At 70.2% G+C, this 25585-nt stretch carries 19 protein-coding genes and 1 pseudogene; 12 read left to right on the top strand and 8 right to left on the bottom strand.

All coding sequences use genetic code 11. The features are described from left to right. Positions 1-207: 207 nt before the first annotated feature. Positions 208-2952 carry a serine hydrolase gene (locus OIC96_RS27405; RefSeq protein ID WP_330305298.1) on the bottom strand — a complete coding sequence of 915 codons (2745 nt, stop codon included), beginning with the start codon at positions 2950-2952 and terminating at the stop codon, positions 208-210. A 441-nt stretch (positions 2953-3393) separates the two neighbouring features. On the opposite strand from OIC96_RS27405, the gene OIC96_RS27400 reads away from it, so the two are divergent. From OIC96_RS27400 to OIC96_RS27390, 3 genes are all read left to right on the top strand, one after another. Then, entirely contained in the window at positions 3394-4149 is a 756-nt protein-coding gene (locus OIC96_RS27400) for a GOLPH3/VPS74 family protein (RefSeq protein WP_330305299.1), read from the top strand. A gap of 420 nt (positions 4150-4569) precedes the next feature. Beyond that, positions 4570-5427, top strand: coding sequence for a helix-turn-helix domain-containing protein (locus OIC96_RS27395; RefSeq protein ID WP_327429525.1), 858 nt, complete (start codon positions 4570-4572; stop codon positions 5425-5427). Positions 5428-5708: 281 nt separating this feature from the next. Next, positions 5709-5906 (top strand): DUF397 domain-containing protein, encoded by a 198-nt coding sequence (locus OIC96_RS27390; protein WP_327429526.1) that lies wholly within the window; start codon positions 5709-5711, stop codon positions 5904-5906. A 169-nt stretch (positions 5907-6075) separates the two neighbouring features. Here the strand turns inward: OIC96_RS27390 and OIC96_RS27385 are convergent, their stop codons facing one another. Further along, positions 6076-6915, bottom strand: a complete 840-nt coding sequence (locus OIC96_RS27385) for a hypothetical protein (RefSeq protein ID WP_330305300.1) — start codon at positions 6913-6915, stop codon at positions 6076-6078. A gap of 93 nt (positions 6916-7008) precedes the next feature. Between OIC96_RS27385 and OIC96_RS27380 the strand changes: the two genes are divergently transcribed. The 8 genes and pseudogenes from OIC96_RS27380 (at position 7009) to OIC96_RS27345 (ending at position 15225) form a co-directional block, all read left to right on the top strand. Continuing rightward, complete coding sequence (locus OIC96_RS27380) at positions 7009-7794, top strand: SDR family oxidoreductase (protein WP_330305301.1); 786 nt, start codon at positions 7009-7011, stop codon at positions 7792-7794. 367 nt (positions 7795-8161) lie between these two features. Beyond that, entirely contained in the window at positions 8162-9403 is a 1242-nt protein-coding gene (locus tag OIC96_RS27375) for a PP2C family protein-serine/threonine phosphatase (protein WP_330305302.1), read from the top strand. Between the two features lie 345 nt (positions 9404-9748). Next, positions 9749-10324, top strand: a complete 576-nt coding sequence (locus OIC96_RS27370; RefSeq protein WP_330305303.1) for a DUF5994 family protein — start codon at positions 9749-9751, stop codon at positions 10322-10324. A 5-nt stretch (positions 10325-10329) separates the two neighbouring features. After that, positions 10330-10518, top strand: a complete 189-nt coding sequence (locus OIC96_RS27365; protein ID WP_330305304.1) for a hypothetical protein — start codon at positions 10330-10332, stop codon at positions 10516-10518. Positions 10519-10622: 104 nt separating this feature from the next. Further along, the gene (locus OIC96_RS27360) at positions 10623-10901 is read left to right on the top strand and encodes a hypothetical protein (RefSeq protein ID WP_330305305.1); all 279 of its coding nucleotides are present in this window, start codon (positions 10623-10625) and stop codon (positions 10899-10901) included. Between the two features lie 46 nt (positions 10902-10947). Continuing rightward, a complete protein-coding gene (locus tag OIC96_RS27355; RefSeq protein WP_330305306.1) occupies positions 10948-11220 on the top strand; it encodes a hypothetical protein in 273 nt (90 codons plus the stop codon). A 513-nt stretch (positions 11221-11733) separates the two neighbouring features. Further along, positions 11734-13302, top strand: coding sequence for a sodium:solute symporter family protein (locus OIC96_RS27350; RefSeq protein WP_330305307.1), 1569 nt, complete (start codon positions 11734-11736; stop codon positions 13300-13302). A gap of 182 nt (positions 13303-13484) precedes the next feature. Further along, positions 13485-15225: pseudogene (locus tag OIC96_RS27345) on the top strand (NAD+ synthase). Between the two features lie 112 nt (positions 15226-15337). On the opposite strand, the gene OIC96_RS27340 reads toward OIC96_RS27345, so the two are convergent. The 6 genes from OIC96_RS27340 to OIC96_RS27315 all read right to left on the bottom strand — a co-directional run bounded on the left by OIC96_RS27340 (position 15338) and on the right by OIC96_RS27315 (position 23743). Further along, positions 15338-16453 carry an ADP-ribosylglycohydrolase family protein gene (locus OIC96_RS27340; protein WP_330305308.1) on the bottom strand — a complete coding sequence of 372 codons (1116 nt, stop codon included), beginning with the start codon at positions 16451-16453 and terminating at the stop codon, positions 15338-15340. 124 nt (positions 16454-16577) lie between these two features. Further along, positions 16578-16838: a hypothetical protein gene (locus tag OIC96_RS27335; RefSeq protein WP_330305309.1), complete on the bottom strand. Its 261-nt coding sequence runs from the start codon at positions 16836-16838 to the stop codon at positions 16578-16580. After that, complete coding sequence (locus tag OIC96_RS27330) at positions 16835-17182, bottom strand: DUF6247 family protein (RefSeq protein WP_330305310.1); 348 nt, start codon at positions 17180-17182, stop codon at positions 16835-16837. Before OIC96_RS27330 ends, OIC96_RS27335 begins: the two co-directional genes overlap by 4 nt. Positions 17183-17301: 119 nt before the next feature. Then, a complete protein-coding gene (locus tag OIC96_RS27325; RefSeq protein ID WP_330305311.1) occupies positions 17302-18144 on the bottom strand; it encodes a helix-turn-helix domain-containing protein in 843 nt (280 codons plus the stop codon). A gap of 289 nt (positions 18145-18433) precedes the next feature. After that, a complete protein-coding gene (locus tag OIC96_RS27320; protein WP_330305312.1) occupies positions 18434-20917 on the bottom strand; it encodes a tetratricopeptide repeat protein in 2484 nt (827 codons plus the stop codon). A 225-nt stretch (positions 20918-21142) separates the two neighbouring features. After that, a complete protein-coding gene (locus tag OIC96_RS27315; protein ID WP_330305313.1) occupies positions 21143-23743 on the bottom strand; it encodes a bifunctional FO biosynthesis protein CofGH in 2601 nt (866 codons plus the stop codon). A gap of 280 nt (positions 23744-24023) precedes the next feature. Here OIC96_RS27315 and OIC96_RS27310 point away from each other — a divergent pair, with 280 nt between their 5' ends. Beyond that, entirely contained in the window at positions 24024-25577 is a 1554-nt protein-coding gene (locus OIC96_RS27310) for a CehA/McbA family metallohydrolase (RefSeq protein WP_330305314.1), read from the top strand. Positions 25578-25585 lie beyond the last annotated feature (8 nt).

Here is a 25585-nt window from a genome sequence, read left to right as displayed (position 1 = left end):
CTCGTCCGGGACCCGCGGCTCGCGACCAGCCCCGATCTCGCGACGCTAGCACGCACCCCGTCGGTGGGCGCCCGGGTGGGGCGCCATCGGCGGGGTGCGGTGCGTTCTTTCGTATATGTCGTACGTCACCGGTGCGCGGGTCGGTACCTCACCGGTGCGTACGTCCGTTCCGTACGACTGTTCCTACGGCCGCTGCGTACGGTCCGTTCAGCCGACGCGGGTCAGCTTGGCGCCGAGGGCGGGCTCGGTGAGGTCCGACTGGAGCGCGACGGGGATCTTCACGGCGTGACTGGAGCCGTCGCCGACCGTCAGCTGACCGACGACCGTGCCGGCCTTGCCGCTGTGCGGAACCGCCTTGCCGTCGACCAGGCCGACCGACAGCTTGGTCTTCAGACCGGGCCAGCCGACCGCCGTCATGTTCTTGGTGGCGACGACGGGGGTCTGGCCGCCGAGCTGGTCGTCCACATAGCCGACGACCTGGCCCTTCTTCACGACCGTGGCGGAGATCAGGCTCTGCTGGACCTTGTCGATCAGCTTCTGGCTGTTGGTGAGCGCCAGCTGGAGGCTGTCCCAGACCTTGCCGGTGCCGGCGTTCTGGTTCAGGACGGCTCCGTAGACCGTCTGTGTCTTGCCGTTCACCGTCTTGGTGGCGGCCCACACCAGGTTGCCGCCCGCGGGCGTCGACGAGCCGGTCTTCAGGCCGATCACGCCGACCTGCTTCACCAGCAGGTCGTTGTTGTTGTAGATGGTGCTGTCGAGGCCGGGGATCTTGGCGCTGGCCATCCCGACGATGCCGCGGAACACCTCGTCCTGCATGACGGCCTTGGCCAGCTTGAGCTGATCGGTGGCGGTGCTGACCGTCGTCTTCTCCAGACCGCTCGGGTCCGTGTACGCCGACTTCGTCATGCCGAGCTTCTTGGCCGCGGCGTTCATCTTGGCGACGAAGGTCTTGTTGTCGGAGTCCCAGCGGGCCAGCAGCCGTGCCGCGTTGTTGCCCGACGGGATCATCAGCATCTGGAGCATCTGTCGCTCCGTGAACTGCTGGCCCTTCGACATCGCCGCCGTCGACTCGTCCGGCAGCTTCGACTCGTCCTCGGCCTGCTGGTCGACGGTGATCTTCTCGCCGCCCTCGTTCCCCTTCAGCGGGTGCTCCTGAAGGATCACGTACGCCGTCATGATCTTGGCGACGCTCGCGATGGGGGCGGGCGACTGCTTGCCCTCCGTACCGAGGCTGCCGACGCCCTCGACCTCGATCGCCGACTGTCCCTGGCCCGGCCAGGGCAGGTCGAGCGTGCCGCCGTCGAAGGTGTACGTCTCGTCGGCGGTGAGCGCGAGGGCCGGGGCCGGGAGCGGGCGTACCGCCTGTACGACTGCAAAGACCACCGCGAGCAGCAGGACCAGCGGGGTCCAGATCTTGACCCGCCGCACGACCGTCCGGACCGGGGTCTGCGGGGGCGGCGGCGTGTTCGTCAGCTCGGCCAGCAGATCCAGCGGCGGCTTCGGCGGCAACGGCTGCTGGGTGGTGCGCTCGGGGCCGACCTGCGGCAGGGCGGCGGTCGCGTCGGCGGGGGTGCTCGCGGGCCCGGCCGGGGCCTTCGGCTTCGCGGGGGCCGCCGCGTCGAGCGGCTTGAGGGCGACGAACTTGCTGGTGCGCTCGGGGTCGGACTCGGGCTTGGCGGTGGGGTCCGGCTTGCTCGCGGGCTTGGCGGTGGACTCGCCTGCGGGCTTGGCGGTGGGGTCCGGCTTGCTCGCGGGCTTGGCGGTGGACTCGCCTGCGGGCTTGGCGGTGGGCGGCTTGGTGGCACCGCCCAGCTTGAGCATGGTGGTGGGCTGGTCCACGGCCGGGGGCCGAGGGGCCTTGAAGACGGCGGTGGGCTGATCGACGGGGGGCTCGGGGGTGGAGTCCTTGACGTCGGCCGGGGTCTCGGCGGGAGCGGAGTCCTTGACGTCGGCCGGGGTCTCGGCCGCCGCGGAAGCCTTGGCGTCGGCCGGAGTCTTCGCCGCCGCAGAAGCCTTGGCGTCGGCCGGAGTCTCGGCCGCCGCAGAAGCCTTCGCATCCGTGGAGCCCTTCGCGACCGCGGAGCCCCGCGGGTCGACCGGGTCCTTCGCGTCGGCGGGCGTCTCCCTGTCGGCGGAGGCCTTCGCGTCGACAGAGGCCTTCGAGTCCTTCGAGTCCCCGGTGTCGACCGGGTCCTTGGCGGGAGCCGAGTCCTTGACGGAAGCCGAGTCCTTGGCAGGAGCCGAGTCCTTCGAGTCCGTGGAGCCCTTGGCGGGGGCCGAGGCGGCCTTCGAGGGCTCCTTCGGGGAGTCCTCCGGAGACGCGTCGGCGGGCTCCTTCGGGGAGTCCTCCGACGTGCTCTTCGGACCGGAGGCGGCATCCTTGCCCGAAGTGCCGCCCTCCGCCTCGGGCTTGGGCTTGGGCTCGGCTGCGGGCGCGGAGGCGGTGTCGGAGGCACTCTTGGCCTCGGGCTCCCCCGCGGAAGAAGCCTCGCCGGAGGCGGTGTCCCGAGCCTCGCCGGAAACGACGTCGGCGGTGGCATCGACATCGGCAGTTGACGCCACGTCAGACACGCCCGAGTCACGGTCGCCCTCGGCGTCCGCCGCGTCGGCGTCGGCGTCGACGTCGGCCACCGGTTCGGTGGATTCCTCGTCGGCGGCGTCGGCGGCGTCGGCGGCGTCAGCCACGTCGTCGGTGCCCTCCGTGGCCGTGTCGGTCCCGGGGCGCCCCGCGGCGGAGTTCCCGCCGTCACGGCCGGCCGCCGCGGACTCGTCCCCGTCCGCCCCCGCCACCCACGCGGCCACGGCCGCGCGCAGCCGGGAGTCGCTCTCGGGGCCACTCTTGCCGGACCCGGAGGACGCGCCCCCGTCCGACGAGGCGTCCTCCGGCGCGGAGGTCCCCTCGGCCTGCTTCAGCGATCCCTCCGCCGCCGCGAGGGCCTTCGTGGAGAACACCGCCGTAGCCTGATCCACCCCCACGGTGGACGCCCGTTCGCGCGCCACCGCCATGCGGGGGTCAGCCGCGGCCGGAGCCGAAGCCGCGGCCGGCGCGGCGCCCCGCGCCGGATTCGGAACCGAGGCCGGGGTCCCCGGCGTCGCTTCTGCCGACGATGCCGACGACTCGTGCTGCTTCGACCTGTCGGGGGACTCGCCCGCCACCGATGCCTCCTCCATGGGCCGCACACCCTCCGTGCGCCCAACCGAACCGTGAAAACCCGTGAACCGCCGCCCGGACACCGCTGTCCGAACCATGTACCAGTGTCCTGTGTGAGGGCTTAACCCCTGCGGTAGACGAGAACGACATATCTATCGGTTCCACTACGAACCGGTCACGCACCCTCGACAGACCAATGTGAGAGGGGTCACCCTGTCATTCATCCACGCGGGGAGGCATGGATGGGCAGGAGCCGCAGATCAATTCCGGAAGAGCTTCTACTGCTGGCGCTGGACCCGACCACGGGTACCACCGCACAGCCTCAGTCGCTCGACCTCGGTCTGGCCGGAGCACAGCTAGTAGAGCTGGCGCTGGCCGGACGGATAGCCCCAGACGGGGATCGTATCGCCGTGGTGCAGCCACGGCCGACTGGAGACCCAACGCTGGACTGTGCGTTGGAACTGCTTCGCCGACGCGGAGCACCCGTACGCGCGGTGAACTGGATTGGCGGACCCCGACTGGGGCTGCGCCAGACCTACCTCTCGCATCTGGAGAGGTGCGGCATGGTGCATGCCGTGGCCGGCCAGATGTGCGGGGTGCTTCCGACGACTCGCTACCAAGCGACGGACACGGAGATCAGCCGGGAGATCAGGTCCCGGCTGGACACGGCGATCCGCACCGGCGTACCGCCGGACCCGCGGACCGCCGCGCTCGCCGCGCTGGCCCATGCGGTCGGACTCGGCAAGCACCTGTATCCGGGGAACGAGGGACGCTCGTCCCGCTCCCGGCTGCGGGACCTGATCAGGCATGACCCCATGGGCGGCCTCGTGGCCCACGCGGTCATGGACGTTCAGAACGGTGTGGCCGCACAGCCACGCCGTAACCCGGCACCGGCAGGCCGTCCGGCCAGCGCCGGAGTCAGGTCCGCGCCGGAACCCGCCCGCGGTGTTCCGATGCAACCGCGCCACGGTGCCATGGCGCGAGCTGTGGCCCACTGAAGTCGTAGTCCCAGGGCCGCGCGAGCACGACCAGCACCGCCGTATGACCAGCACCGCCGCACGATCAGTACCGACGGCACGATCAGCGCCGCCAGTACCGAAGGCACCGCAGCACGATGAGCACCGCCATTTTCACCTCAGCGCCGCACCGCAGTCCCCAGGATCCGGTTCGGGAGCCGCTGGCTCGCGCGGGGCGATGAGGCCGTACGTCCGGACGACGACACGGCCCCACCGCCCCGCGCGGCCGCATGTGCGCGAGCGCCGACGAGGGCCGGGCCAGGCGTATATACACGCCGGATCCCCGAACTGGCCCGTACCCAGCGCATATCCGCTGTTTCCCAGCGGTAGAAGCACCTTGGTGGCAGTCTGCTCAACAGCAGATACGCAAAGTAGAGGCCCGCAGCCGGAGGTGCACGTCCCGTGGCGTCCAATGTCAATCCCACCGTCCGGCGGCGCCGGCTGGGCCAGGAGCTGCGCCGGCTCCGTGAGCTCAAGGGCATGACGGCCGAAGAGGTCGCCGAGCGGCTCCTGGTCTCGCAGTCGAAGATCAGCCGTCTGGAGAACGGGCGGCGCAGTATCAGCCAGCGAGACGTCCGCGATCTGTGCGGGGTCTACGAGGTGGACGACCACCGGATCGTCGACTCCCTGATGCAGATGGCCAAGGACTCGCGCCAGCAGGGCTGGTGGCACTCCTTCGGCGACATCCCGTACAGCGTCTACATCGGACTGGAGACCGACGCCGCGTCACTGCGCGTCTACGATCCGCAGGTTGTGCCCGGTCTCCTCCAGACCCGGCCGTACGCCGAGTCCCTGATCGCGGGAGCCCTGCCCGAGACCGCGCCCGGCGACATCGACAAGCGTGTCCAGGTACGGCTGAAGCGGCAGGAACGAATCTCCGCCCCGGACAACCCGCTGCGCCTGTGGACCGTCCTCGACGAGGCCGCACTGCGCCGCACCGTCGGCAACCGCTCCCTCATGCGCGACCAGCTGGAACACCTCGTCGAGCAGTCCCAACTGCCGCACGTCACCGTGCAGGTGATCCCCTTCGACATGGGCGCACACCCCGGGCTGAACGGCCAGTACGCGATCCTGGAGTTCCCCGACGCGGCCGATTCCAGCGTCGTCTACATCGAGGGCGTCACCAGCGACCTGTACCTGGAGAAGGCGAACGACGTCCAGAAGTACAGCGTGATGTACGAGCATCTGCGGGCGCAGGCCCTGAACGTGGAACAGTCGCGTCAGTTCATCGCGGACATCGCGAAGGAGTACGCGCGCTGAGAGGCATGGGGCGGCCCCACAGGGGTACCCGACGAGAAGGTGCCGGACAATACACCTTCGTCACGTCGGCGCGGAAGACCCCACTGGAATATGCCATCCAGTCGAGTGAATAGTCGCTTCGTCAGCCGATGTTGGCGAGTAGCGTCGATCACGCCACCGGACAACAACGTTGGCGCAATCCGAGCTGCGGGTTCCGGAACGAACCCGCAGCACGGTGACAGCGCGTCGACGCGGGCCGGTGGCAGCCACTCACCGATGAACGACTGCTTACTGGAGCGAACATGGCTATTCAGCAGGGTGCCACCGACACGTGGACCAAGTCTTCCTACTCCACCGGCAACGGCGCCTGCGTCGAGGTCAAGTCCCCGGTTCTCGCGGCGATCGACGTACGGGACTCCAAGGTCACCCAGGGCCCCACACTGGCGTTCCCCGCCGACGCGTGGAACGCCTTCGTCGCCGAGGTGAGCCGGGGAGCTTAAGACCTCACCTGACTCATGACCCACCACAACTTCATAAGACTCACTGACAGAGCCCTCTCGACTGGCCCGCCGTCCCGGCCGAGGGGGCTCGGCATTGACCTCGGCCACCCCCTACTCGTCACATGGCCGCTTCCTACCGCTGCCTACCTCTACGTTCCGCTACGTACCGCTACCGAAGCCGGTCCACGTACCGATCCGTCCCCGGTACGGTCGGAATGAACGGAGCCACCAACTCCACCCGGCCCAGTCCTGATTCGGCCACCCCCGCATCCAAGCCCGTGAAGAAGCCCTCCCAGCACTCCCGGGGGTCCGCCTCCAGGAACCACAGCAGGGTCAGCCGCGTATCCACTCCCTCGACCTGCTTGACGTACGTCATGCGGTCGCCGGGGAGGGGGGTCGGGCGGAAGAGAGTGACCATGGCGGCAGGGGAACCCGCCAGGCGCTTCGGGAGGTGGCGGGAGCGCAGCCACTCCAGCAACTCGGCGCGCTGCTCCGCGGATTCGGCGTCGATGACCTCGACGACCAGGCCCGCGTACGGGTGGTCGAGGGCGTGGAAGTCGCGGGGCCCGGCGGCACCGTCGCGGTAGACGGTGGCCTCGTGGTCCTGGAAGGCCGTGAAGACGTGCGTACGGTCCTGGTAGACGCGACCGTCGCGATTCAGCCGCTTGTTGATACCGACGGTCCACTTCATGTGGTCGTCGTAGCGGCCGTCGGTGACCCAGTACGTGGAGATGTAGCAGCCCGCGGTGACGGGCTGGGCGACCGCCGACTTCTCCGGATAGCGCAGGAGTTGGAGGTCGCGGGTCGCCACCCAGCGGCGCCCCGCGTACATCCAGGGCATCGCCATCGCGCCGGCGTAGTAGTGGTCGTCCTCGTACCAGCGGTTGTACGCGTACTCGTGGCCCGGGTGCGGTTCGACCATGGTGATCAGGGCGTGGCCCGGGTGGACGCCGTACGGGCCGAGGGCGGCCAGTTCCGCGTAGGTGTCGCTGCGAGTCTCCTCCGACATGACGATCCCCTTCCTTCTTCCGCCGGACGCCCATACTCTGACGCCCCGTCAGACAATGCGCCAGACTCCGTACGGGACTCAGGGAGGCCGCCGATGTCACTGCTCGCTGGCAAGACCGTCGTGGTGTCGGGAGTGGGGGCCGGTCTCGGCCATCAGGTCGCGGCGGCCGTGGTGCGCGACGGGGGCAACGCGGTGCTCGGGGCGCGCACGGAGGCGAATCTGGCCAAAGCGGCGGCCGACATCGATCCGGACGGCGCGCACACGGCGTACCGGGCGACGGACATCACGGACGAGGGGCAGTGCGAGGCGCTGGCGGCGCTCGCCCTCGACCGCTTCGGGCGGATCGACGCGGTCGCCCATGTGGCCGCCTGGGACAGCTACTTCGGTGGCCTGGAGGACGCCGACTTCACCACCTGGCAGTCGGTCATCGACGTGAATCTGCTCGGCACCTTGCGGATGACCCGCGCCTGCCTGCCCGCGCTGAAGACGCGCGGCGGCTCGGTCGTCATCATCGGCACCCAGTCGTCGGTGGCCGCGCCGAGCCAGGTGAGCCAGGCGGCCTACGCGGCGTCGAAGGGCGCGCTGACGAGCGCGATGTACTCCATGGCCCGGGAACTCGGCCCGCACCGGATCCGGGTCAACACCGTGCTGCCCGGCTGGATGTGGGGCCCGCCCGTCGAGGCGTACGTACAGTTCACCGCCCACACCGAGGGCGTACCGGAGGCGGACGTACTGAAACGGCTCGCCGAGCGGATGGCCCTGCCCGAGCTGGCCACGGACGGGGATGTGGCGGACGCCGTGGCGTTCCTGGCGTCCGACCGGGCGCGGGCGATCACGGGGCAGTCGCTGCTCGTGAACGCCGGAGAACTCATGCGTTAGCGGTGGGGGATCCGGCAGAGGTTCGGCCGTGGGGACCAGCGGAGCAGTTGAGAGCCACCCCTCCCGACCTGGTACGACATGCCGCTTTTGGCGTAATGGGCCCTTCAGGCTGGTCGGCCACGTCACTCTGTGCGGGTTGATCACGGTCGTGTCAGGAGCCCGTGTGTACAGATGAGTGGGTCTCGAGCGGATCTGCCGTGACCGCCGGATGGACCCGCGCGTGTCGGGGCGGGCGTCGGCTCTGCGATGCGAGGTGAGCCGGGCCAGCTCCAAGCCCCCGAGGCCGAACACCGTGCCGCCCCGTGAGCGGCCCCTCGGAACCCATCGAGCAGGCGAAATCGGCTCTGGTGGAGTGAAGGAGGCGGCCATGGCGGACAGCGAGCGGTGGCCCGACAAGGCCATGGTGGACCGGTCTGAAGGGTTCGGCGAGCGGCTGCTGGGGGTGCTGCTGGACCGGGCGCACGAGATGCCGCCGCAGCTGATCGCCCCGCTGGTCGCGGAAGAGGTGGCCAGGGTCGGCGGCCGCGACGTCTCGATCCTCCTTCAGGACTACGGCCAGCGGGTGCTGGTGCCGCTGCCGGGCAGGCGGCTGACCGTCGGCGAGCCCGAGCCGATCGGTGACTCCGACGCCGGCACGGCCTTCCTGTCCGCGACGCCTGTGGAGGTGTCACAGGCCGACGGTGTCCGGATGTATCTGCCGTTGCTGGACGGCAGCGACCAGGTGGGAGTGATGGCCCTCACCCTGGACACCGCCGATGACGACGACCGGCGACTGCTGCGCAGGCTCGCCGGCCTGGTCGCCGACACTCTGGTCACCAAGCACAGCTACACCGACCGGTTCTTCCAGGCCCGGCGCCGCGAGCCGATGAGCCTGGCCGCGGAGATCCAGTGGTCCCTGCTGCCCCCGCTGGCCATGTCCGTCCCGCAGGTCGAGGTGGCCGGAATCCTCGAGCCCGCCTACAAGGTCGCCGGCGACAGCTTCGACTACGCCCTCAATGACGACATCCTGCATCTGGCAGTGATCGACGCGATGGGCCACGGCCTGAACGCCGCCACCATGGCGACCGTCGCTATCGGCGCCTACCGGCACGCCAGACGCGCCGACATCGGACTGGCTGAGATCTACGCGTTCATGGACCAGGCCATCGCCGGGCAGTTCGGGCCCGAGCACTTCGTCACCGCGCAGATGATGCGCCTGGATATCGCAACGGGCCATCTGCAATGGGTCAACGCGGGCCATCCCGCACCGCTGCTGATCCGTAACCACGAGGTCGTCCAGCCTCTGGAGAGCCCGACCACCCTGCCGGTCGGCTTCGGCGGTGAACAGCCCCGGATCAGCGAGCAGACCCTCCAACGCGGCGACCGGGTGCTGTGCTTCACCGACGGCCTCATCGAGGAGCACGTGGCCGGCGAAGAGCAGTTCGGCGAGGAACAACTCGTCCACTGGATCAACCGCATCGAGCACGCGGAGAAACGAGTGCGTGCGGTGGTGCGCGCCCTCTCCCACGCCCTGATGGAGGAACGGGGCGGCACGACCAGCGACGACGCGACCCTCTTCCTGATGGAGTGGCGCGGGGGCGCCGCCGATCACCTCGCCTCCCTGGACTGAGTCGAAAGCCGCACCCCGATCGCGGAGCCCACGACACGGAGCCCCCGCTACCCGCCTGGCCAGAAGACCCGCTCACCGCCGAGGAGATCGACCTCGGCGAACGTCTCCAGGCCCAGCCTCACCCGAACACGGAGACTCGTTTCACGGTGCTCCCGCCGCCCGCACCGCTGCTCTTCATCGCGCGTCCGCCGGAAAATACCTGGTCACACCGGTTATAGCCCATCGAACAGGCGTACAGTGAAAGCACCGGAAGTACTTCGCGCATCCGCTTTCACGCGGGTGTCATTTCCGGCGATCGCCTAAAAACCGGACTGCCGACGGGCAGTCCGGGGGCAGGTCCGCATCATGACCACGACCCTCGACCGGACCACGCCCCGCGACCTCGCCGCAGAGCTCCCGGCACGCTTGTCCCTCACCCCGAAGACCACCCTCGCCGGCCAGCTGGACGGTGCCTGGTGGCCCTACTCCCGCGACCTCGCAGCCGAGCTCCCACCGCTCGCCGCCGCCCTGGAGGAACCCTGGGGGCGCATCACCCGCGTCACCGTGAACCCCACCCGCTGGCCGGTCATCCCCCACACGGTGCCCGTGGACGGGCGCACGCTGCACGTGGCCTGGTTCACCGAACAGGACCCCGACAAGCTGATCCTGCTCTCCTACACCGTGGGGCGCTGGGACCTCCTCGTCATCCCGCCCGAGACCGAGCCCGCCGCCGCGGCCCGCCTGATGGCCGCCGCCGCGATCCCCGGCAGCGTCCTCACCGCCGGCGTCCTGATGGCCGACGAAGCCGCCGTCAGGCACGGCATCCGCGACGCCGCGCGCCGGGAAGCCACCTGGGAGGGCGAAGGCGGGGCCTGCATGTCCCCCTTCGGGTACCCGATGGGACGAAGCGCCCTCCCGCTGCCCGATAGCACCTGGAGGTGAGCGACATGGAGACCATCGTCCTCGTCGCGCTGATCATCGTGGCCATCGGCGTCGGAATGCTCTGGATCCACCTGCTGAACGCCCAGCACGACGCGCGGATCGCGGCCTACCACTTCAGCGACCCCCTGCCGAGACCTCCCGGCCTGCCGGACGACACCAGTCGTCGAGCCCACCGCACGAATGCCGGCCGGTGAGGAACAGACCGAACAGACCTTCCTCCGACCCGGGGCAGCGGGCGGGGCGCCACGGCGCCCCCACCCGCCGGCTTCTCGCCCACTCCGAAAGGGAGGACGCCCACGTGAAGTACATAGAGAACGAGACCCAGGCCCAGGTACCGCCGTCGCTCGGGTACGCCGAGGTCCGGATCATCGCGCACACGCCCGAAGCCGCCCGCGCGGTCGCGGAAGCGCTTCGTCACTGCTTCGCCGGAGCGGAACAGCGCAGCTATCCCGGCTTCGACGGCGACACTCGCCTCCACCTCACCGTGGACACGGCAGCACCCGCCGGCCCCGCCCGCTCCTGGCTGGCCGCCAGCCGGACCCCTGCCGGCGCGGGCGCCCACTCCGACGAGATCTGAGAGCCCCGGGCCCGGAGCCCATCCCCGCACACGAGAGGACGCGGTCATGGCCACACTGCGGGAACGCAAGACCTACCGCGAACAGGTGCTCCAGGTCCTGTACAAAGCCGTCGAAGGCAACCGCCTCCTCGGCATCACCGGGGCACAGCTGCGGCACGACCTCCACGTACCGGAAGAGGACCTGGCAGCCGCCTGCACCTACCTGGCGGGCGAAGGCCTGATCACCGTCGACTGGGACCCGGGCAACACCCCCGCGATGGTCACCCTCACCCACGAGGGAATCCGGCGCATGGAATCCGAGGAGGAAGAGCACGACTGAATCCCCTCACACCACACACGTCGACTGGCACCCGATAATCCCAGGTCAGGTGCCTCATCGAAGCCTGGCGGGGCATAGATTCGACCGTTCCGTTGGTCCCCACGGCCGGGGTTGGCGCGCCGGCGCTCCCTTCTCAGGCGTACGGGACCCGCATCCCGCACGGCCGTCGACTTGTTGTTGCTGCTTACTTCCACTGCTTGCCATTGCCGCTTGTCGTTGCTTCTTGTCGTTGCTGCTTGGCGTTGTTGCTGTGGGTCTGACGAAGTGCCCGCTCATCGTGTGTTCCACGTCACGAGCACGACAACAGCCGTACAGGTAAAGGCGAAGCAAAATCGTTCTGCTTTCTGATCTGTGTTCATATCTGTGACCGCAGGAGGTCTTGACCGGCTGGTCGGACCAGCGGTTCAATCCCCGAAGTCCCCGCTCCCGCAACGGGGGCGCCGCCCATGCACGTACTGGCGAAGTGCCGTCCGGTATCTGCAAGTTCACAAGGCGGACCCCTGGAGGGGGCACATGAACGGTCTCGACTGGGCCGTCCTGGTCGCGTACTTCGGCGTCATGACCGCGATCGGCGTCTGGTCCCACAAGCGTGTGGACGATGTCAGCGACTTCTTCACCGCGGGCGGCAAGATGCCGTGGTGGCTGTCCGGCATCTCGCACCACATGTCGGGCTACAGCGCGGTGATGTTCACCGGATACGCCGGCATCGCGTACACGTACGGCATCACGTCGTATGTCACCTGGGCGCTGCCCATCGCCATCGGCGTGGCCATCGGCGCCAAGGCGTTCGCGCCCCGCCTCAACAGGCTGCGCTCGCGACTGCACGTCGCCTCACCCCTGGAGTACCTCAAGGACCGCTACAACGTGCCGACGCAGCAGGCGCTCGCCTGGTCCGGCATGCTGCTGAAGATCGTGGACGTCGGCGCGAAGTGGGCCGCGATCTCGACCCTGCTCACCGTCTTCACCGGGGTCACCCTCACCCAGGGCATCCTCATCACCGGCAGCATCACGGCCGTGTACTGCACGATCGGCGGGCTGTGGGCCGACGCGCTCACCGAACTCGGCCAGTTCGTCATCCAGTTGCTGGCCGGTGTCTCGATGCTGGTCATCGCGCTGAACAAGATCTCCGACCAGGGCGGCCTGTCCAAGGCGCTGGACTCGCCGAAGCTGAACGGTCACGCGGACGGTTTCGCGGGCCCGTATCTGACGGTGTTCTTCATCGCCTATCTCTTCATCAAGCTGTTCGAGTACAACGGCGGCATGTGGAACCAGGCCCAGCGCTACATGGCGACGGGCAGTGCCAAGCAGGCAACGCGGTCCGCCTTCCTCTCCGCAGGGCTGTGGTTCGTCTGGCCGGTGATCCTCTTCATCCCCATGTGGCTGTCGCCGCTGCTGGTGACGGCGAAGAAGCCCGACGGGTCGGACGCGTACGGCCTGATGACCGAACAGCTCCTCCCCCACGGCCTGTTGGGCCTGGTGGTCGTCGGCTTCTTCTCCCACACGATGGCCATGTGCTCCTCGGACGCCAACGCCATCGCGGCCGTCTTCACCCGCGACGTGGCGCCGGTGCTGTCGAAGGCCGCGCGGGCCTGGGACACCCGGGCCGGTCTGATCGCGGGGCGCGTCACGACGGTCGCCTTCCTCGGCTTCTCCATGGCCGTGGCGACGCAGGTCAACTCCCCCGCCTTCAAGGACATCATCACCGTCGTCATCAAGTGGGTGGCCGGGCTCATGGGCCCGATCGCGATCCCGTTCATCCTGGGCCTGCTCCGTCCGTTCCGTAAGTCCGGCCCGACGGCGGCCCTGACCAGCTGGGCCTGCGGCCTGCTCGCCTTCTTCTTCGTCAACTACAACCTGGACTTCTCCCAGCGCACCGATGTGAAGCTGGAGTACCAGGTCTCCGTCCCCATGGCCATCTCCCTCGTCCTGTACATCCTCATCGGCTTCCTGAAGCCCGAGGACACGCCTGAGCGGGACGCGATCATCGAGAAGATCAACACCGATGACGACGGCGGGGCGATGGGGTTGGCGATCCCGACCCAGGCGGACGGGGCGGATACGGCGAGCCCGTCCGGCGTTTAGTTGGTTGGTTTGGTTGTTCGTTCGGCTGCGGGTGGGTGGGGGCTGGTCCAAAAGATTGCGCAGTTCCCCGCGCCCCTAAAGGGGCGCGGGGAACTGCGCGAACGGCCCCCACCGCCCCGCAGACGACTTTCAGGGGCGCGGATCGAACCCCATTGCGTCGGTGTGACGATTACAGTGGGCAGGTGCCTCAACTTCGCCTCGCCATGAACCAGATCGACTCGACGGTCGGCGACCTCGTCGGGAACGCGGAGTCGATCGTGCGCTGGACCCGGCACGCGGCCGAACGCGGAGCCCACCTGGTGGCGTTCCCCGAGATGACGTTGACCGGCTTCCCCCTGGAGGACCTCGCACTGCGGCCCTCCTTCGTGGAAGCGAGCCGCACCGCGCTGAACGCCCTCGCGAAGCGACTGGCCAACGAGGGGTACGGCGAACTCCCGGTCGTCGTCGGCTACGTAGACCGCAGCGAGGCACGCCCCGGCGCACCACAGAACGCCGCCGCCGTCCTGCACCACGGCAAGGCCGTACTGCGCCTCGCGAAGCACCACCTGCAGAACTACGGAGTCTTCGACGAGGTCCGGTACTTCGTGCCCGGCGACACGCTCCCCGTCGTACGCGTGCGCGGCATCGACGTCGCCCTGGCGATCTGCGAGGACCTGTGGCAGGACGGCGGCCGCGCGCCTGGCCGCCCGGGCCGCCGGGGCAGGTCTGCTGCTCTCCATCAACGGCTCGCCGTACGAGACCGACAAGCACGGCGACCGCCTGGAAGTGATCCGCAGGAGGGCCCGGGAGGCCGGCTGCACGGTGGCCTACCTGACGATGACGGGCGGCCGGGACGAACTGGTCTTCGACGGCGACTCCGTCGTGGTGTCGGCGCAGGGTGAAGTCATCGCCCGGGCACGGCAGTTCGAGGAGGGCTGCACACTGGTCGACCTGGAGCTCCCGGCCGCCGCCGAGGAACCGCCGAGCGGTGCGGTCGGGGACGGGCTGGTGGTCGACCACCGTACGATCTCGGCCGAGCCGCTGCCGTCGTACGAGGTCCGGGCGCCCGGCCCCGGCGGGCACGTGGCGCGCCTCGATGACGACGAGGAGATGTACACCGCGCTGGTCGTGGGCCTGCGCGGGTATGTCGCCAAGAACGGCTTCCGCAGCGTGCTGATCGGGCTGTCCGGCGGTATCGACTCGGCCCTGGTCGCCGCCCTCGCCTGCGACGCCGTGGGGGCGGCCAACGTGCACGGGGTGGCCATGCCGTCCGCGTACTCCTCGGAGCACTCGGTCGCCGACGCGCAGGAACTGGCCCGACTGACCGGGCTGAACCTCCGGACCATACCGATCGCGCCGATGTTCGACGCGTACATGGGATCGCTCGGGCTGACCGGCCTCGCCGAGGAGAACCTTCAGTCACGGCTGCGCGGCACGGTGCTCATGTCGCTGTCCAACCAGGAGGGGCACATCGTGCTCGCGTCCGGCAACAAGAGCGAGCTCGCGGTGGGTTACTCCACGCTGTACGGCGACTCGGTGGGCGCCTACGCACCGATCAAGGACGTCTACAAGACCTCCGTCTTCGCCCTGGCCCGCTGGCGCAACCGGACCGCACGGGAACGCGGCCACACCCCGCCGATCCCGGAGAACTCCCTCAACAAGCCACCCAGCGCCGAGCTGCGGCCGGGCCAGGTCGACACGGACTCCCTGCCCGACTACGCCGTGCTGGACCCGATCCTCTCGCGCTACGTCGACCGCGACGAGGGGCGCGAGGCGATCGTGGCGGCGGGCTACGACGCCGGGCTGGTCACCCGGATACTTCGGATGGTCGACGCCGCGGAGTACAAGCGACGGCAGTTCCCGCCGGGCACGAAGATCTCCCCCAAGGTCTTCGGCAAGGACCGCCGCCTCCCGATCACCAACCGGTGGCGCGAGTCCGCGTGACGCGGGGACGGTTGGGTGGGGGTTGTTTGTCGACTGCGGGTGAGTGGGGGCCGGTCTAAAAGATTGCGCAGTTCCCCGCACCCCTAAAAGGGGCGCGGGGAACCCCTCGGTGTCAGCCCCGTGGGTAGCGGGCCAGCCAGCCCGGTGAGGAGCCGCCCGGGCCGTGGAGGGCCGGTCCCTGGGTCATCTCCATCGCGAAGTCGTCGGCGAGGACGAGGATGGTGGGACGGCCCTCCAGCTCGGCCAGCCAGGCCGGCGGGAGCGCAGTCTCGCCGTGCAGGGCGCCCAGCAGCCCCCCGGTGAGCGCCCCCGCCACACCGGAGGCCCCACCCTGGTTCACCGCGAGGCACAACCCGTGCCGGATGTCCTCCCCGACCAGCGCGCAGTACACCGCGACCGCCAGCACCCCCTCCGCCGTACCGTCCCCGGCGAGCTCCTCCACCCGCCCCGGCGACGGCATCCCCTGCCGCACGGCGCCCAGCGCGTGCTGGAGCGCGTCGGTGACGGGCTCGTGCCCCGGCCGCGCGGCAAGCACCGCCAGCGCCCGCTGCACGCCCCCGTCGAGGCTCTCGCCCCGGGCCAGCGCGTGCACGATCACGGCGTACGCGCCCGCCGACAGGTACGCGGTGGGATGGCCGTGGGTCTGCGCCGCGCACTCCACGGCGAGCTGCACCACGAGCTGCGGCTCCCAGCCGACGAGGAGCCCGAAGGGCGCGGAGCGGGCGGCGGCCTCGGGCCCGGGCTCGCCGGGGTTCTTGGGCGCGTCCGGCGTGCCCATGGTCTCGTCACCGAGGCCGAGCAGACAGGACCGGGCCGGGTCGCGGCGGGCGTACAGCCATTCCTCGCGGGCCAGCCAGCCGTCGTCCTTACGGCGCTCGTCGGGCCCCCAGTCGCTCTGGGTGGCCGCCCAGCGGCGGTAGGCCCGGTGGACGTCGGTCGGCGGATGCCAGGCGCCGGTGTCGCGGCGCACCTGGGCACGGATCAGCCCGTCGACGCTGAACAGCGTGAGCTGGGTGAGGTGCGTGACGGCGCCGCGTCTGCCGTATCCGAAGGCCAGGTCGGTGAGGCCCTCCGCGCCGTACGCCTCCCGGATCTCCTCCAGACTGAGCCCGTCGAGCGGCGCGCCCAGGGCGTCGCCGACGGCGGTCCCCAGGAGCGTCCCGCGCACCCGGCTGCGGAAGTCCTGCTGTTCGGCACGGCCCCAGACGGCACCGGCTGTCGCACCCACCGAGACCTCCTGAGGCACCGTCCGTACGTCCGACAGCTCAGCACTGTAATCGAACGGGAACGGGCGGTTCGGGGCCTGGAACGGTATGCGGGATGTGACCGGAGTGACCTCAAGTGGTCAGGTATCAGCCATACCAGGTGACATTGCAGACGTAGATGCATGCATGGCGGGGTACGGGCAGAAAGCTGATGAAGCCACGCCCGGCAAGGATGTCGAATTCGCGCAACCCACCCTCGCGGTCGAGGGGTCTCCCGACCTTCACGGAATCATGGCCGAGCGCGGCCAGTTCGATGGCCAGCCGCTCCACCTCTGCCACCACACCTGCCGGCAGTCCATCGGTGACGTACTCGGCACTCGGGTTGTAGTCCCAGGCCCAGTCAGTCACAGTCCCGCCTCCGCCTCGGCCGTCTCGCGGATCGCGCGGATCTCTGCGATGGCCTCTGCCGGGTCCTGCTCTCCCGCATCCACGATGCGCTCCAGTTCACGCAGTCGGGCGGCGCGTTCCGGGTGGCGTTCGATCGCCACGAACACGGCCCAGGAGTGCACGAAGGCCCGCAGCGGCGCGAGGCTCTGCGTCTGCTGCGCGTTCGTCGTGGCTTCGAAGAGGTGCTGTGTGAGAGCCGGGATCCGGCTTGGCGCGATCCGCGCGACCGCTGCCCGCAGCGCGTCCGGCGTGAGTTCGGGCATGGGGATCAGCGGTCCGTACGGGCCGTCGGTCTGGGCACTCACGGTGACCTCCGGTGCGGATGGGGCGGTCTTCGTACCGTACCGGCGAATTCGGCGGTGAGGTGCTCGGGCAGCGCTCGTCATCGGGCTCACTTCCGGGATTTCGATGCTCGGGGTGTTTTCTACGCCGCTGCCCCGCACGCCCGGCAGTCGCGGCAGCGGCCAGGACCCGGAGCGCGGAAGGCCCGGTCGCACCCGTCGCAGGTCTGGAACGGGTCCGGACGAAGCGAGCCGTGAGGGGCCGTGCTCCGTGGATGTGGTGCGGCGGGCAGAGGCGGCGGAAGCAGAGCGACGAGGCGGTGGGCGAGGAAGCGCGCCGGATGCCGGATCGGCTCCTGGGGCAGGCCGGTCATCAGCGTTCGCTCTACGACGGAGGCGGGCACGCCTCGCTCCAGCCAGGCGGCGACGGCCGGGGCCAGACGGTGTACATCCCGTTCGGTGAGCAGCAGGCGTGAGTCGTGGGCGCGCAGGCCGGAGAGGAGATCGACCGCCGGGCGATGGCTCGGCGGCGCGGGTTTCGGATCCAGGGCAACTGGCAGCGCTACGGGAGCGACGAGAGGACCGGGAACTGCGGAAGTATCGGCCGCGGGAGCCGCAGTCGAAGGGGTCGCGAGCCGTGGCCTGTTGTACGAGATCGTCCGGGTCACCACCCGTCCGGACGGCAGCCGCTCCTTGATGCGGGCCAGATACCCGTGCGCCTCCAACTCCCTCAGCGCGGCGGCGATCCGGATCTCCCCCTCGGGAAACCGCACGGCCAGGGCCTTGATCCCGACGGGGGTGCCCTTGGGCAGCGACTGAATGTGGGTGGCCAGGCCGATCGCCGTCAAGGACAGCTCGGAGTGCTGGGCGAGATGGTTTCCGACCACGGTGAACTGCTCGTGGTGGCGTTCGGTGACGTGGACGATTCCGGGTCCGGAAGGGCCGGACCGAGCGCGCGGGGGCGCGCTAGGCTGCTGTGCAGTCATCGGGAAGGTCTCGCTTCCTTGGTGATCAGGCCCTCGCACTGGGATTGCCGTCCCGGCGGGGGCCGAATTCTTGTGTGCGCTTGTTGTGCGCTTGCTGTGCGGTTGTTTCGCCGACGCTGCACCACAACACGGCTTTCACGCCAGCCGAGTTGGCGATGTTCACTCCTGCGGGTGATCGCCGGGGGCGGTGGGGCTGGGTTGGTTCTTTCCCCGGTTCTTATTTCTTTGGCGTCGCGCTCGACCGGGTCACGGATCCACGCGATCCGGCGCGAGTTCGGCCCACACCTTCTTACAGTTCGCGCTCCTCGACCGGGTCCGGGATACGCGGGACCCGGTCGCCGGACAAGCGGCCGACGCTGGTGCGGTCGGCGTCCGCCCGGTCGTGCGCGCCGAGTCGGCGGTACACGGTCGCCCGCTGCTCCAGGGCCCAGACGTATGAGGGCTTGAGCTCCAGAGCGCGGTTGAGGTCGGAGAGGGCCTCCTCGTGGCGGCCGAGGTTGGCCCGAGAGGCACCGCGGCTGGCGTACGCCGACGCGTAGTCGGGGTCGAGGGCGAGGGCGCGGTCGTAGTCGGCGAGGGCCTCCTCGTCGCGGCCGGCCACGCGGAGGGCGTCGCCGCGTTCGCAGTGACCCCAGGCCCAGTCGGGTTGCATCGGGAGGGCGTGGTCGAGGTCGGCCAGCTGGCGTTCGGGGTCACCGAGCGCGCGCCATACCCGGGCCCGGCGGGCGAGTGCCCAGGCGTAGTCGGGCTTGAGGTCCAGCGCGCGGTTCAGGTCCGCCAGGGCCGCGTCGAGGTCGCCCAGCAACCAGCGGGTGGCGCCGCGGGAGGCCCAGGCGAAGTCACTGGTCGGGTCGAGGCGAATGCCCTCGTCCAGGTTCCGCATCGCCTCGTCGTGGTGGCGCGCGAGGCGGTGGTGTTCGCCGCGCAGGATGTAGTTGTAGGCGTTGTCCGGCTCCAGGGCGACGACTCGGTCGAGGCCCTGGAGTGCGGCCTCGTAGTCGCCCATCCCGCCCCGGGTCACGGCCTTCGCCCGGTGGGCCCGCACGAGGTCCGGTTCGAACGCGAGGGCATTGTCGTAGTTCTCCAATGCCTGCTCGAACTCACCGACCCGGGCAAGGGCATCACCCCGGTGCGCCCACGCCTCCGCCCGCCACGGCTCGTCACCGCGCGCGCGGCTCAGCAGCAGCCGGAGCAGACCTGCCACACCGCCGTCCGCGAGCGCCTCCGCCAGGTCGCGCCCACACGTCCGTACGGACTCCGCGTCCGTGTCCTCGCCCGCCTCGACGACCAGCCGCACCCACCGCCGCACCACGTCGTCCCCGTAGGAGCAGGCAGTGACGACATCGGCCAGAACCGCGGCCGGCGCGGCCCGGGGCAGCGCGCACAAGGAGTGGTACGACTCGGCGAGCCGCAGCTCCCGCCACTCCTCCTCCGCCCAGAACTCCAGGGGTTCACGCCCCGCTTCGGCCTCTTCCCGCCACCGGCCGAAGACGTCCGTGAGCCGTCCCTGCCGCTCGGTCCAGCCGCGCGGGGAGCGCCGCCGCTGCAAGCGGAGCATCGGCTCGCGCACCAGGTCGTGATAGCGGACCCGGTCGCCTCGGTCGTCCACGAACGGCAGCCCGCGCAGCCACGTGAACAGCGCGTCGGCCTCCTCGTCCGCGCACTCGGTGGCGGCCCGGAACACATCCATGTCCAGGCTCCGGGGCAACGCGCACGCGAGCGCCACCGCCCGGCGCACCGGGTCCTGCTCCCACTTCAGGAAGCGTTCCACCGCCGTGGCACTGGGGTCGCCCACGTCGTCCGGATCGACGGGACGCTGCTCGGCCAGCGTCGAGACCAGCACCGGCAGCCCGCCCGTGAGCCGCAGCACCTCCTCGACCACGAGCTCGGCCACGACCCCCTTGTCGGCGAGCAGCCCCCGCGTCTCCGCCTCCGTGAACGGACCGAGCGGCACATCGGCCACGAAGTCCGCGAAGCCGCCCCAGCGGCCGGTGTCGAAGGGGTGCTGGCCGGCGGTCACAACGACGACGGTGGCGGGCAGGGCGCCGTGCCGGTCGCTCGTCATCACCTCGTGCAGCCATCCGTCGAGGAACGGTCCCGTCCGCTCGTACGTGTCGAAGAACAGCACGATCCACGGTGCCCCGGACGCGGCGTCGGACAGCTCGCTCAACAGCACGGGCGTGAGCACGCGCTCCGGTGACAGGACCAGCTGCACGTCCTCCTGGTTGCGGAAGCGCGCACTGAGGCCTGCCCGCAACCGGTCGGCGCCCTGGGCGAGTTGAGCCGCGTCAAGAGCACCGGCGAAGGCACCCACCCCCGGCACCATGCCCAGCCCGACCAGCCCGGCCCGCGCCACCGCCACACTGCCCGCCGACGGCCCGTCCATCTCCGGTTCGAGCGAGACCACGGCCTCCGCCTCGTGCCGCCGCTCCCGATGCGCGGCCAGCAGCCGGTCCAGTTCCTTGAACCGGTGTCCCTGAGCAGCGAATTGGCGGCTCACCGCCCCCATCGCCTCGGGCACACTGCCGACACTTTCGTCGACGTACGCCGTGAGCGCACCCTTTTCCCGGGCTAGCTGCTCCAACTCCCGTACCAGGAAGGTCTTTCCGACCCCCGCGTTGCCGTGCACGTGAAACAGGAACCGGTGCCGCTCATCTTCGGGCGGTATCTCGAAGTTCGCCCGGAACGCGGCCCGTTCAGCACCCCGGCCCACGAAACCGGCGCGCCTACGCTGCCGGATCAGCTCCTGCATCGACGGCCGCGCCCGCACCATTCGCCCGTCTCCTCCGCCCCGCACCCGACAGCACCGGCTCCAGTCTGGCCCAACGCACGACATATGGCTCGGGACGGGTCCAACTCGAGGACAGACCAAGGACCGGCGGTAGGACCGGCTCACGTCGCGGCGGAGGGGCCGTTCGCCCCGCCGCGCCCGATCTGCAGCGGGCCGCAGGAGACTGGCAACGGCCACCGACAGTGCCGAGCGAGTTTCTCGGCCTCCTCAGTCCCCCAACACCGGCAGCAGTTCCGGCAGATGCCCGTCGGACGCCGCAGCCGCCCGCTGCCGCTCCTCCGGCACCTCCCCGTACAACGTCGTCCGCGGCTTCGCCGGCCGCCCCGCCGCCTCCGCCACCGCGATCAGGTCCTTGACCGACTTGTACGAGCCGTAGGACGAGCCCGCCATCCGCGAGATGGTCTCCTCCATCAGCGTCCCGCCCAGGTCGTTCGCGCCCGAGCGGAGCATCTCCGCCGCGCCCTCGGTACCCAGCTTCACCCAGCTGGTCTGGATGTTGGGGATGTGGGGGTGGAGGAGGAGGCGGGCCATGGCCACCACCGCGCGGTTGTCGCGGGTCGTCGGGCCCGGGCGGGCGATGCCCGCCAGGTACACCGGGGCGTTGGTGTGGATGAAGGGGAGGGTCACGAACTCCGTGAAGCCGCCGGTCTGCTGCTGGATGCGGGAGAGCGTGCGGAAGTGGCCGAGCCAGTGGCGGGGCTGGTCGACATGGCCGTACATCATCGTCGAGGAGGAGCGGATGCCCAGTTCGTGGGCCGTCGTCACCACCTCGATCCAGGTCGCCGCCGGCAGCTTGCCCTTCGTCAGGATCCAGCGGACCTCGTCGTCCAGGATCTCCGCCGCCGTGCCCGGGATCGAGTCCAGGCCGGCCTCCTTGGCCGCCGAGAGCCACTCGCGGATCGACATGCCCGTGCGGGTCGCGCCGTTCACCACCTCCATGGGCGAGAACGCGTGCACATGCATGCCGGGGACCCTCTCCTTCACCGCCTTCGCGATGTCGAAGTACGCCGTCCCGGGCAGGTCGGGGTGGATACCGCCCTGCATACAGACCTCCACCGCGCCCACGTCCCAGGCCTGGGCGGCGCGGTCCGCCACCTGCTCCAGGGAGAGCGTGTACGCGTCGGCGTCCGTGCGGCGCTGGGCGAAGGCGCAGAAGCGGCAGCCGGTGTAGCAGACGTTGGTGAAGTTGATGTTCCTGGTGACGATGTAGGTGACGTCGTCGCCGACCGCCGACTTGCGGACGTCGTCCGCCACGCGGCACAGGGCGTCCAGCGCCGGGCCGTCCGCGTGCAGGAGCGCGAGGGCCTCGTCGTCGGTGAGGCGGGTCGGGTCGTCCGCCGCCGTCGCCAGCGCCGCCCGTACGTCCGTGTCGATGCGGGACGGCACCATCCCGGGCGCGGCGGCCTCGCGCAGCGCCTCCCAGTCGCCGTACACCGCGTCGAAGTCGTCGCGGCGGTCGGACGTACGTCCCTCGGTGTCGATCGTGTGGTGCAGGTCGGTGCGGCCGGAGGAGGTGAAGGCTTCTTCCGGCTCCTGCCACGGATGTCCCTCGACCACCGCGTCCTCGCGGGCGAGGCCCGTCTCCGGGTCCGCCAGCGCCCGTACGTGCGGCAGCAGCCGCGGGTCCAGCCAGGGCTCACCGCGCTGGACGAACTCGGGGTACACACAGAGACGTTCCCGCAGCTCGAAGCCGGCGGTGGCCGAATGGGACGCCAGCTCCTCGATCCGCGGCCACGGGCGCTCGGGGTTCACATGGTCGATGGTCAGCGGCGAAACCCCGCCCCAGTCGTCGATCCCCGCGCCGATGAGCCGCCCGTACTCGCTGTCGACCAGGTTCGGCGGCGCCTGGAGGCAGGCCGCCGGGCCCATGATGTGCCGGGCCACCGCGACCGTGGCCACCAGCTCGTCCAGTTCCGCGTCCGGCATCCCGCGCATCGCGGTGTCCGGCTTGGCGCGGAAGTTCTGGATGATCAGTTCCTGGATGCCGTGGTACGACCGCGACACGCGGCGCAGCGCGAAGAGTGAGTCGGCGCGCTCCTCGTACGTCTCCCCGATGCCGATCAGCAGACCGCTGGTGAAGGGGACGGAGGAGCGGCCCGCGTCCTCCAGCACGCGCAGCCGGACCGCCGGTTCCTTGTCGGGGGACCCGTAGTGCGGTCCGCCCGGCTCACTCCACAGCCGGGTCGCGGTCGTCTCCAGCATCATGCCCATGCTCGGAGCCACCGGCTTCAGCCGCTGGAAGTCGGTCCACGACATGACACCCGGGTTGAGGTGCGGCAGCAGACCCGTCTCCTCCAGGATGCGGATGGAGATGGCCCGTACGTACGCGATCGTGTCGTCGTACCCGTGCGCGTCCAGCCACTCGCGGGCCTCCGGCCAGCGGTCCTCCGGCTTGTCGCCGAGGGTGATGAGGGCTTCCTTGCAGCCGAGTTCGGCGCCGCGGCGGGCGATGTCGAGGACCTCGTCGGGGGACATGAACATCCCGTGTCCGGCGCGGCGCAGCTTGCCGGGCACGGTCACGAAGGTGCAGTAGTGGCATTTGTCCCGGCACAGCCGGGTCAACGGGATGAAGACGCTCTTCGAGTACGTGATCACGCCTGGGCGGCCCGCCGCCGCCAGGCCCGCGTCCCGCACCCGCGCGGCGGACGCGGTCAGGTCGTCGAGGTCAGCGCCGCGCGCCTGCAACAGCACCGCCGCCTCGGCGACATCGAGCGCGACGCCGTCCCGCGCACGCTTGAGCGCGCGCCGCATGGAGTTCGCCGTCGGCCCGGTTCCGGGACCGGTTCCGGGAGTCGCGGAAGTCGTCATCCTTCGAGCATACGGTCGCGGTGATCAGGCATTACAGGGCCCGGCCGTATTCGTCGAGGGCCGCAGATCGTTACACAGCGCCACTGGCGGGGGGGCGTCCGCGCCGACCAGGCATGGAGGCTCAACAGGTGTCGTCCTGCTGTCGTTCTGCGCGACACGTGCCGATTCCCTTCCCGTGCACCTGTGTTCACGGCTGGATACGAGGGTTGTACGGGCCCCACCCGCACCTCGAATATGTCATGTCACTGTCATGCTCACTCGACACCCCGGGAGACGCAGCATGTGCGAGGACGACCACGGAAACGTCACGGGAAACGTCGAGGGAAACCTCATAGCCAGACGCGCGCTGTTCGTGACGGGCGCGGCCGCCGCGCTTACGTTGGGAAGCGTGACCTTCGCGAGCGGTGCCGAGGCCGACGACGCGGCCGACGGCGACCAGGAGACCCGGACGGTGCGCGGCACCCTGCCCATCGGTTCGCCGGACTTCGTGTACCTCCCGGTCGAAGTCCCGCACGGCGTACGGGAGATCAAGGTCGCGTACACCTACGAGAAGCCGTCCGTCCCGGCCGGCACCGCGGGCAACGCCCTCGACATCGGCATCTTCGACGAGCGCGGCACGGAGGCGGGCGGCCGGGGCTTCCGCGGCTGGTCGGGCGGGGCGCGCACGGAGTTCTTCCTCCGCGGCGACGACGCGACGCCCGGCTATATCCCCGGTCCGGTCCGCCCCGGCACCTGGCACATCGCGCTCGGCCCGTACACGGTGGCGCCGCAGGGACTGCCGTACGAGATCACGATCACCCTCACGTACGGGGAGCAGGGCGCGACCCCGAAGCCGGTGTACCCGCCGTCGCGCGCGAAGGGCCGCGGCCGCGACTGGTACCGCGGCGACTGCCATCTGCACTCCTGGTACTCGGACGGCCGCCGCACCCCGGCGGAGATCGCGGCGCTGGCGCGTGCCGCGGGCCTGGACTTCATCAACACGTCCGAGCACAACACCCACGCCTCGCACCCCCATTGGGCGGACCAGGCGGGCGACGATCTCCTGATCATGCTCGGTGAGGAGGTCACGACCCGCAACGGCCATGTGGTCGCGCTGGGAACCGACCCCGGCACCTTCGTCGACTGGCGCTACCGGGCCCGCGACAACCGTTTCGGCAAGTACGCGCGCCAGATCCGCCGCGCCGGAGGTCTCGTCGTCCCCGCCCATCCGCACGCCACCTGCGTCGGCTGCGGCTGGAAGTTCGGCTTCGGGGAGGCGGACGCCGTCGAGGTGTGGAACGGCCCGTACACCCCCGACGACGAGGTCACCCTCGCCGACTGGGACAACATGCTGGTCGCCTCCGCCCGCACCGGCTCACGGGACTGGATCCCCGCGATGGGCAACAGCGACGCCCATCGCGACCCCGACCCCGTCGGCACCCCCCAGACGGTCGTCCTCGCCGACGACCTGACCCGCGAGGCCATCCAGGACGGCATCCGCGCGGGCCGCTCGTACGTGGCCGAGTCGAAGCTGATCTCCCTGACCTTCACGGCGTCCGGCGCCAAGGGGGAGCACGCGGGCATCGGGGAGCGGTTGGCGGTCGACGCGGACACCCCGGTCACGATCCGCCTGGAGGTCAGTGGCGCACCCCGCTGCACGGTGCGCTTCGTCACCGATCAGGGGGTGCTGTTCACGAGCGCGCCGCTGCCGGTGTCCGGGGGCGGCACGGCCGAGTGGCGTACGACGGCTGCGTACGCGGCGTACGTACGGGCCGAGTTGCGGCACGAGGTGGCGGCCGGTCCCCTGCCTGGGGCGCTGGCGGCGTTCACGAACCCGATCTTCCTGGGGACGTGAGGGCGAGC

The sequence above is a fragment of the Streptomyces sp. NBC_00775 genome (genome assembly GCF_036347135.1).
GTDB classification, from domain to species: domain Bacteria; phylum Actinomycetota; class Actinomycetes; order Streptomycetales; family Streptomycetaceae; genus Streptomyces; species Streptomyces lutosisoli.
Note: the sequence above shows the minus strand (reverse complement) of the source record. Positions and strands in the feature narration are given on the sequence as shown.

Excerpts from the sequence above, each read along its gene's own strand:
- OIC96_RS27400 (WP_330305299.1), top strand. The coding sequence starts at position 3,394 with ATGGGCAGGAGCCGCAGATCAATTCCGGAAGAGCTTCTACTGCTGGCG.
- OIC96_RS27390 (WP_327429526.1), top strand. The coding sequence starts at position 5,709 with ATGGCTATTCAGCAGGGTGCCACCGACACGTGGACCAAGTCTTCCTAC.
- OIC96_RS27385 (WP_330305300.1), bottom strand. The coding sequence starts at position 6,915 with ATGTCGGAGGAGACTCGCAGCGACACCTACGCGGAACTGGCCGCCCTC.
- OIC96_RS27380 (WP_330305301.1), top strand. The coding sequence starts at position 7,009 with ATGTCACTGCTCGCTGGCAAGACCGTCGTGGTGTCGGGAGTGGGGGCC.
- OIC96_RS27375 (WP_330305302.1), top strand. The coding sequence starts at position 8,162 with ATGGCGGACAGCGAGCGGTGGCCCGACAAGGCCATGGTGGACCGGTCT.
- OIC96_RS27370 (WP_330305303.1), top strand. The coding sequence starts at position 9,749 with ATGACCACGACCCTCGACCGGACCACGCCCCGCGACCTCGCCGCAGAG.
- OIC96_RS27365 (WP_330305304.1), top strand. The coding sequence starts at position 10,330 with ATGGAGACCATCGTCCTCGTCGCGCTGATCATCGTGGCCATCGGCGTC.
- OIC96_RS27355 (WP_330305306.1), top strand. The coding sequence starts at position 10,948 with ATGGCCACACTGCGGGAACGCAAGACCTACCGCGAACAGGTGCTCCAG.
- OIC96_RS27350 (WP_330305307.1), top strand. The coding sequence starts at position 11,734 with ATGAACGGTCTCGACTGGGCCGTCCTGGTCGCGTACTTCGGCGTCATG.
- OIC96_RS27325 (WP_330305311.1), bottom strand. The coding sequence starts at position 18,144 with ATGACTGCACAGCAGCCTAGCGCGCCCCCGCGCGCTCGGTCCGGCCCT.
- OIC96_RS27320 (WP_330305312.1), bottom strand. The coding sequence starts at position 20,917 with ATGGTGCGGGCGCGGCCGTCGATGCAGGAGCTGATCCGGCAGCGTAGG.
- OIC96_RS27315 (WP_330305313.1), bottom strand. The coding sequence starts at position 23,743 with ATGACGACTTCCGCGACTCCCGGAACCGGTCCCGGAACCGGGCCGACG.
- OIC96_RS27310 (WP_330305314.1), top strand. The coding sequence starts at position 24,024 with ATGTGCGAGGACGACCACGGAAACGTCACGGGAAACGTCGAGGGAAAC.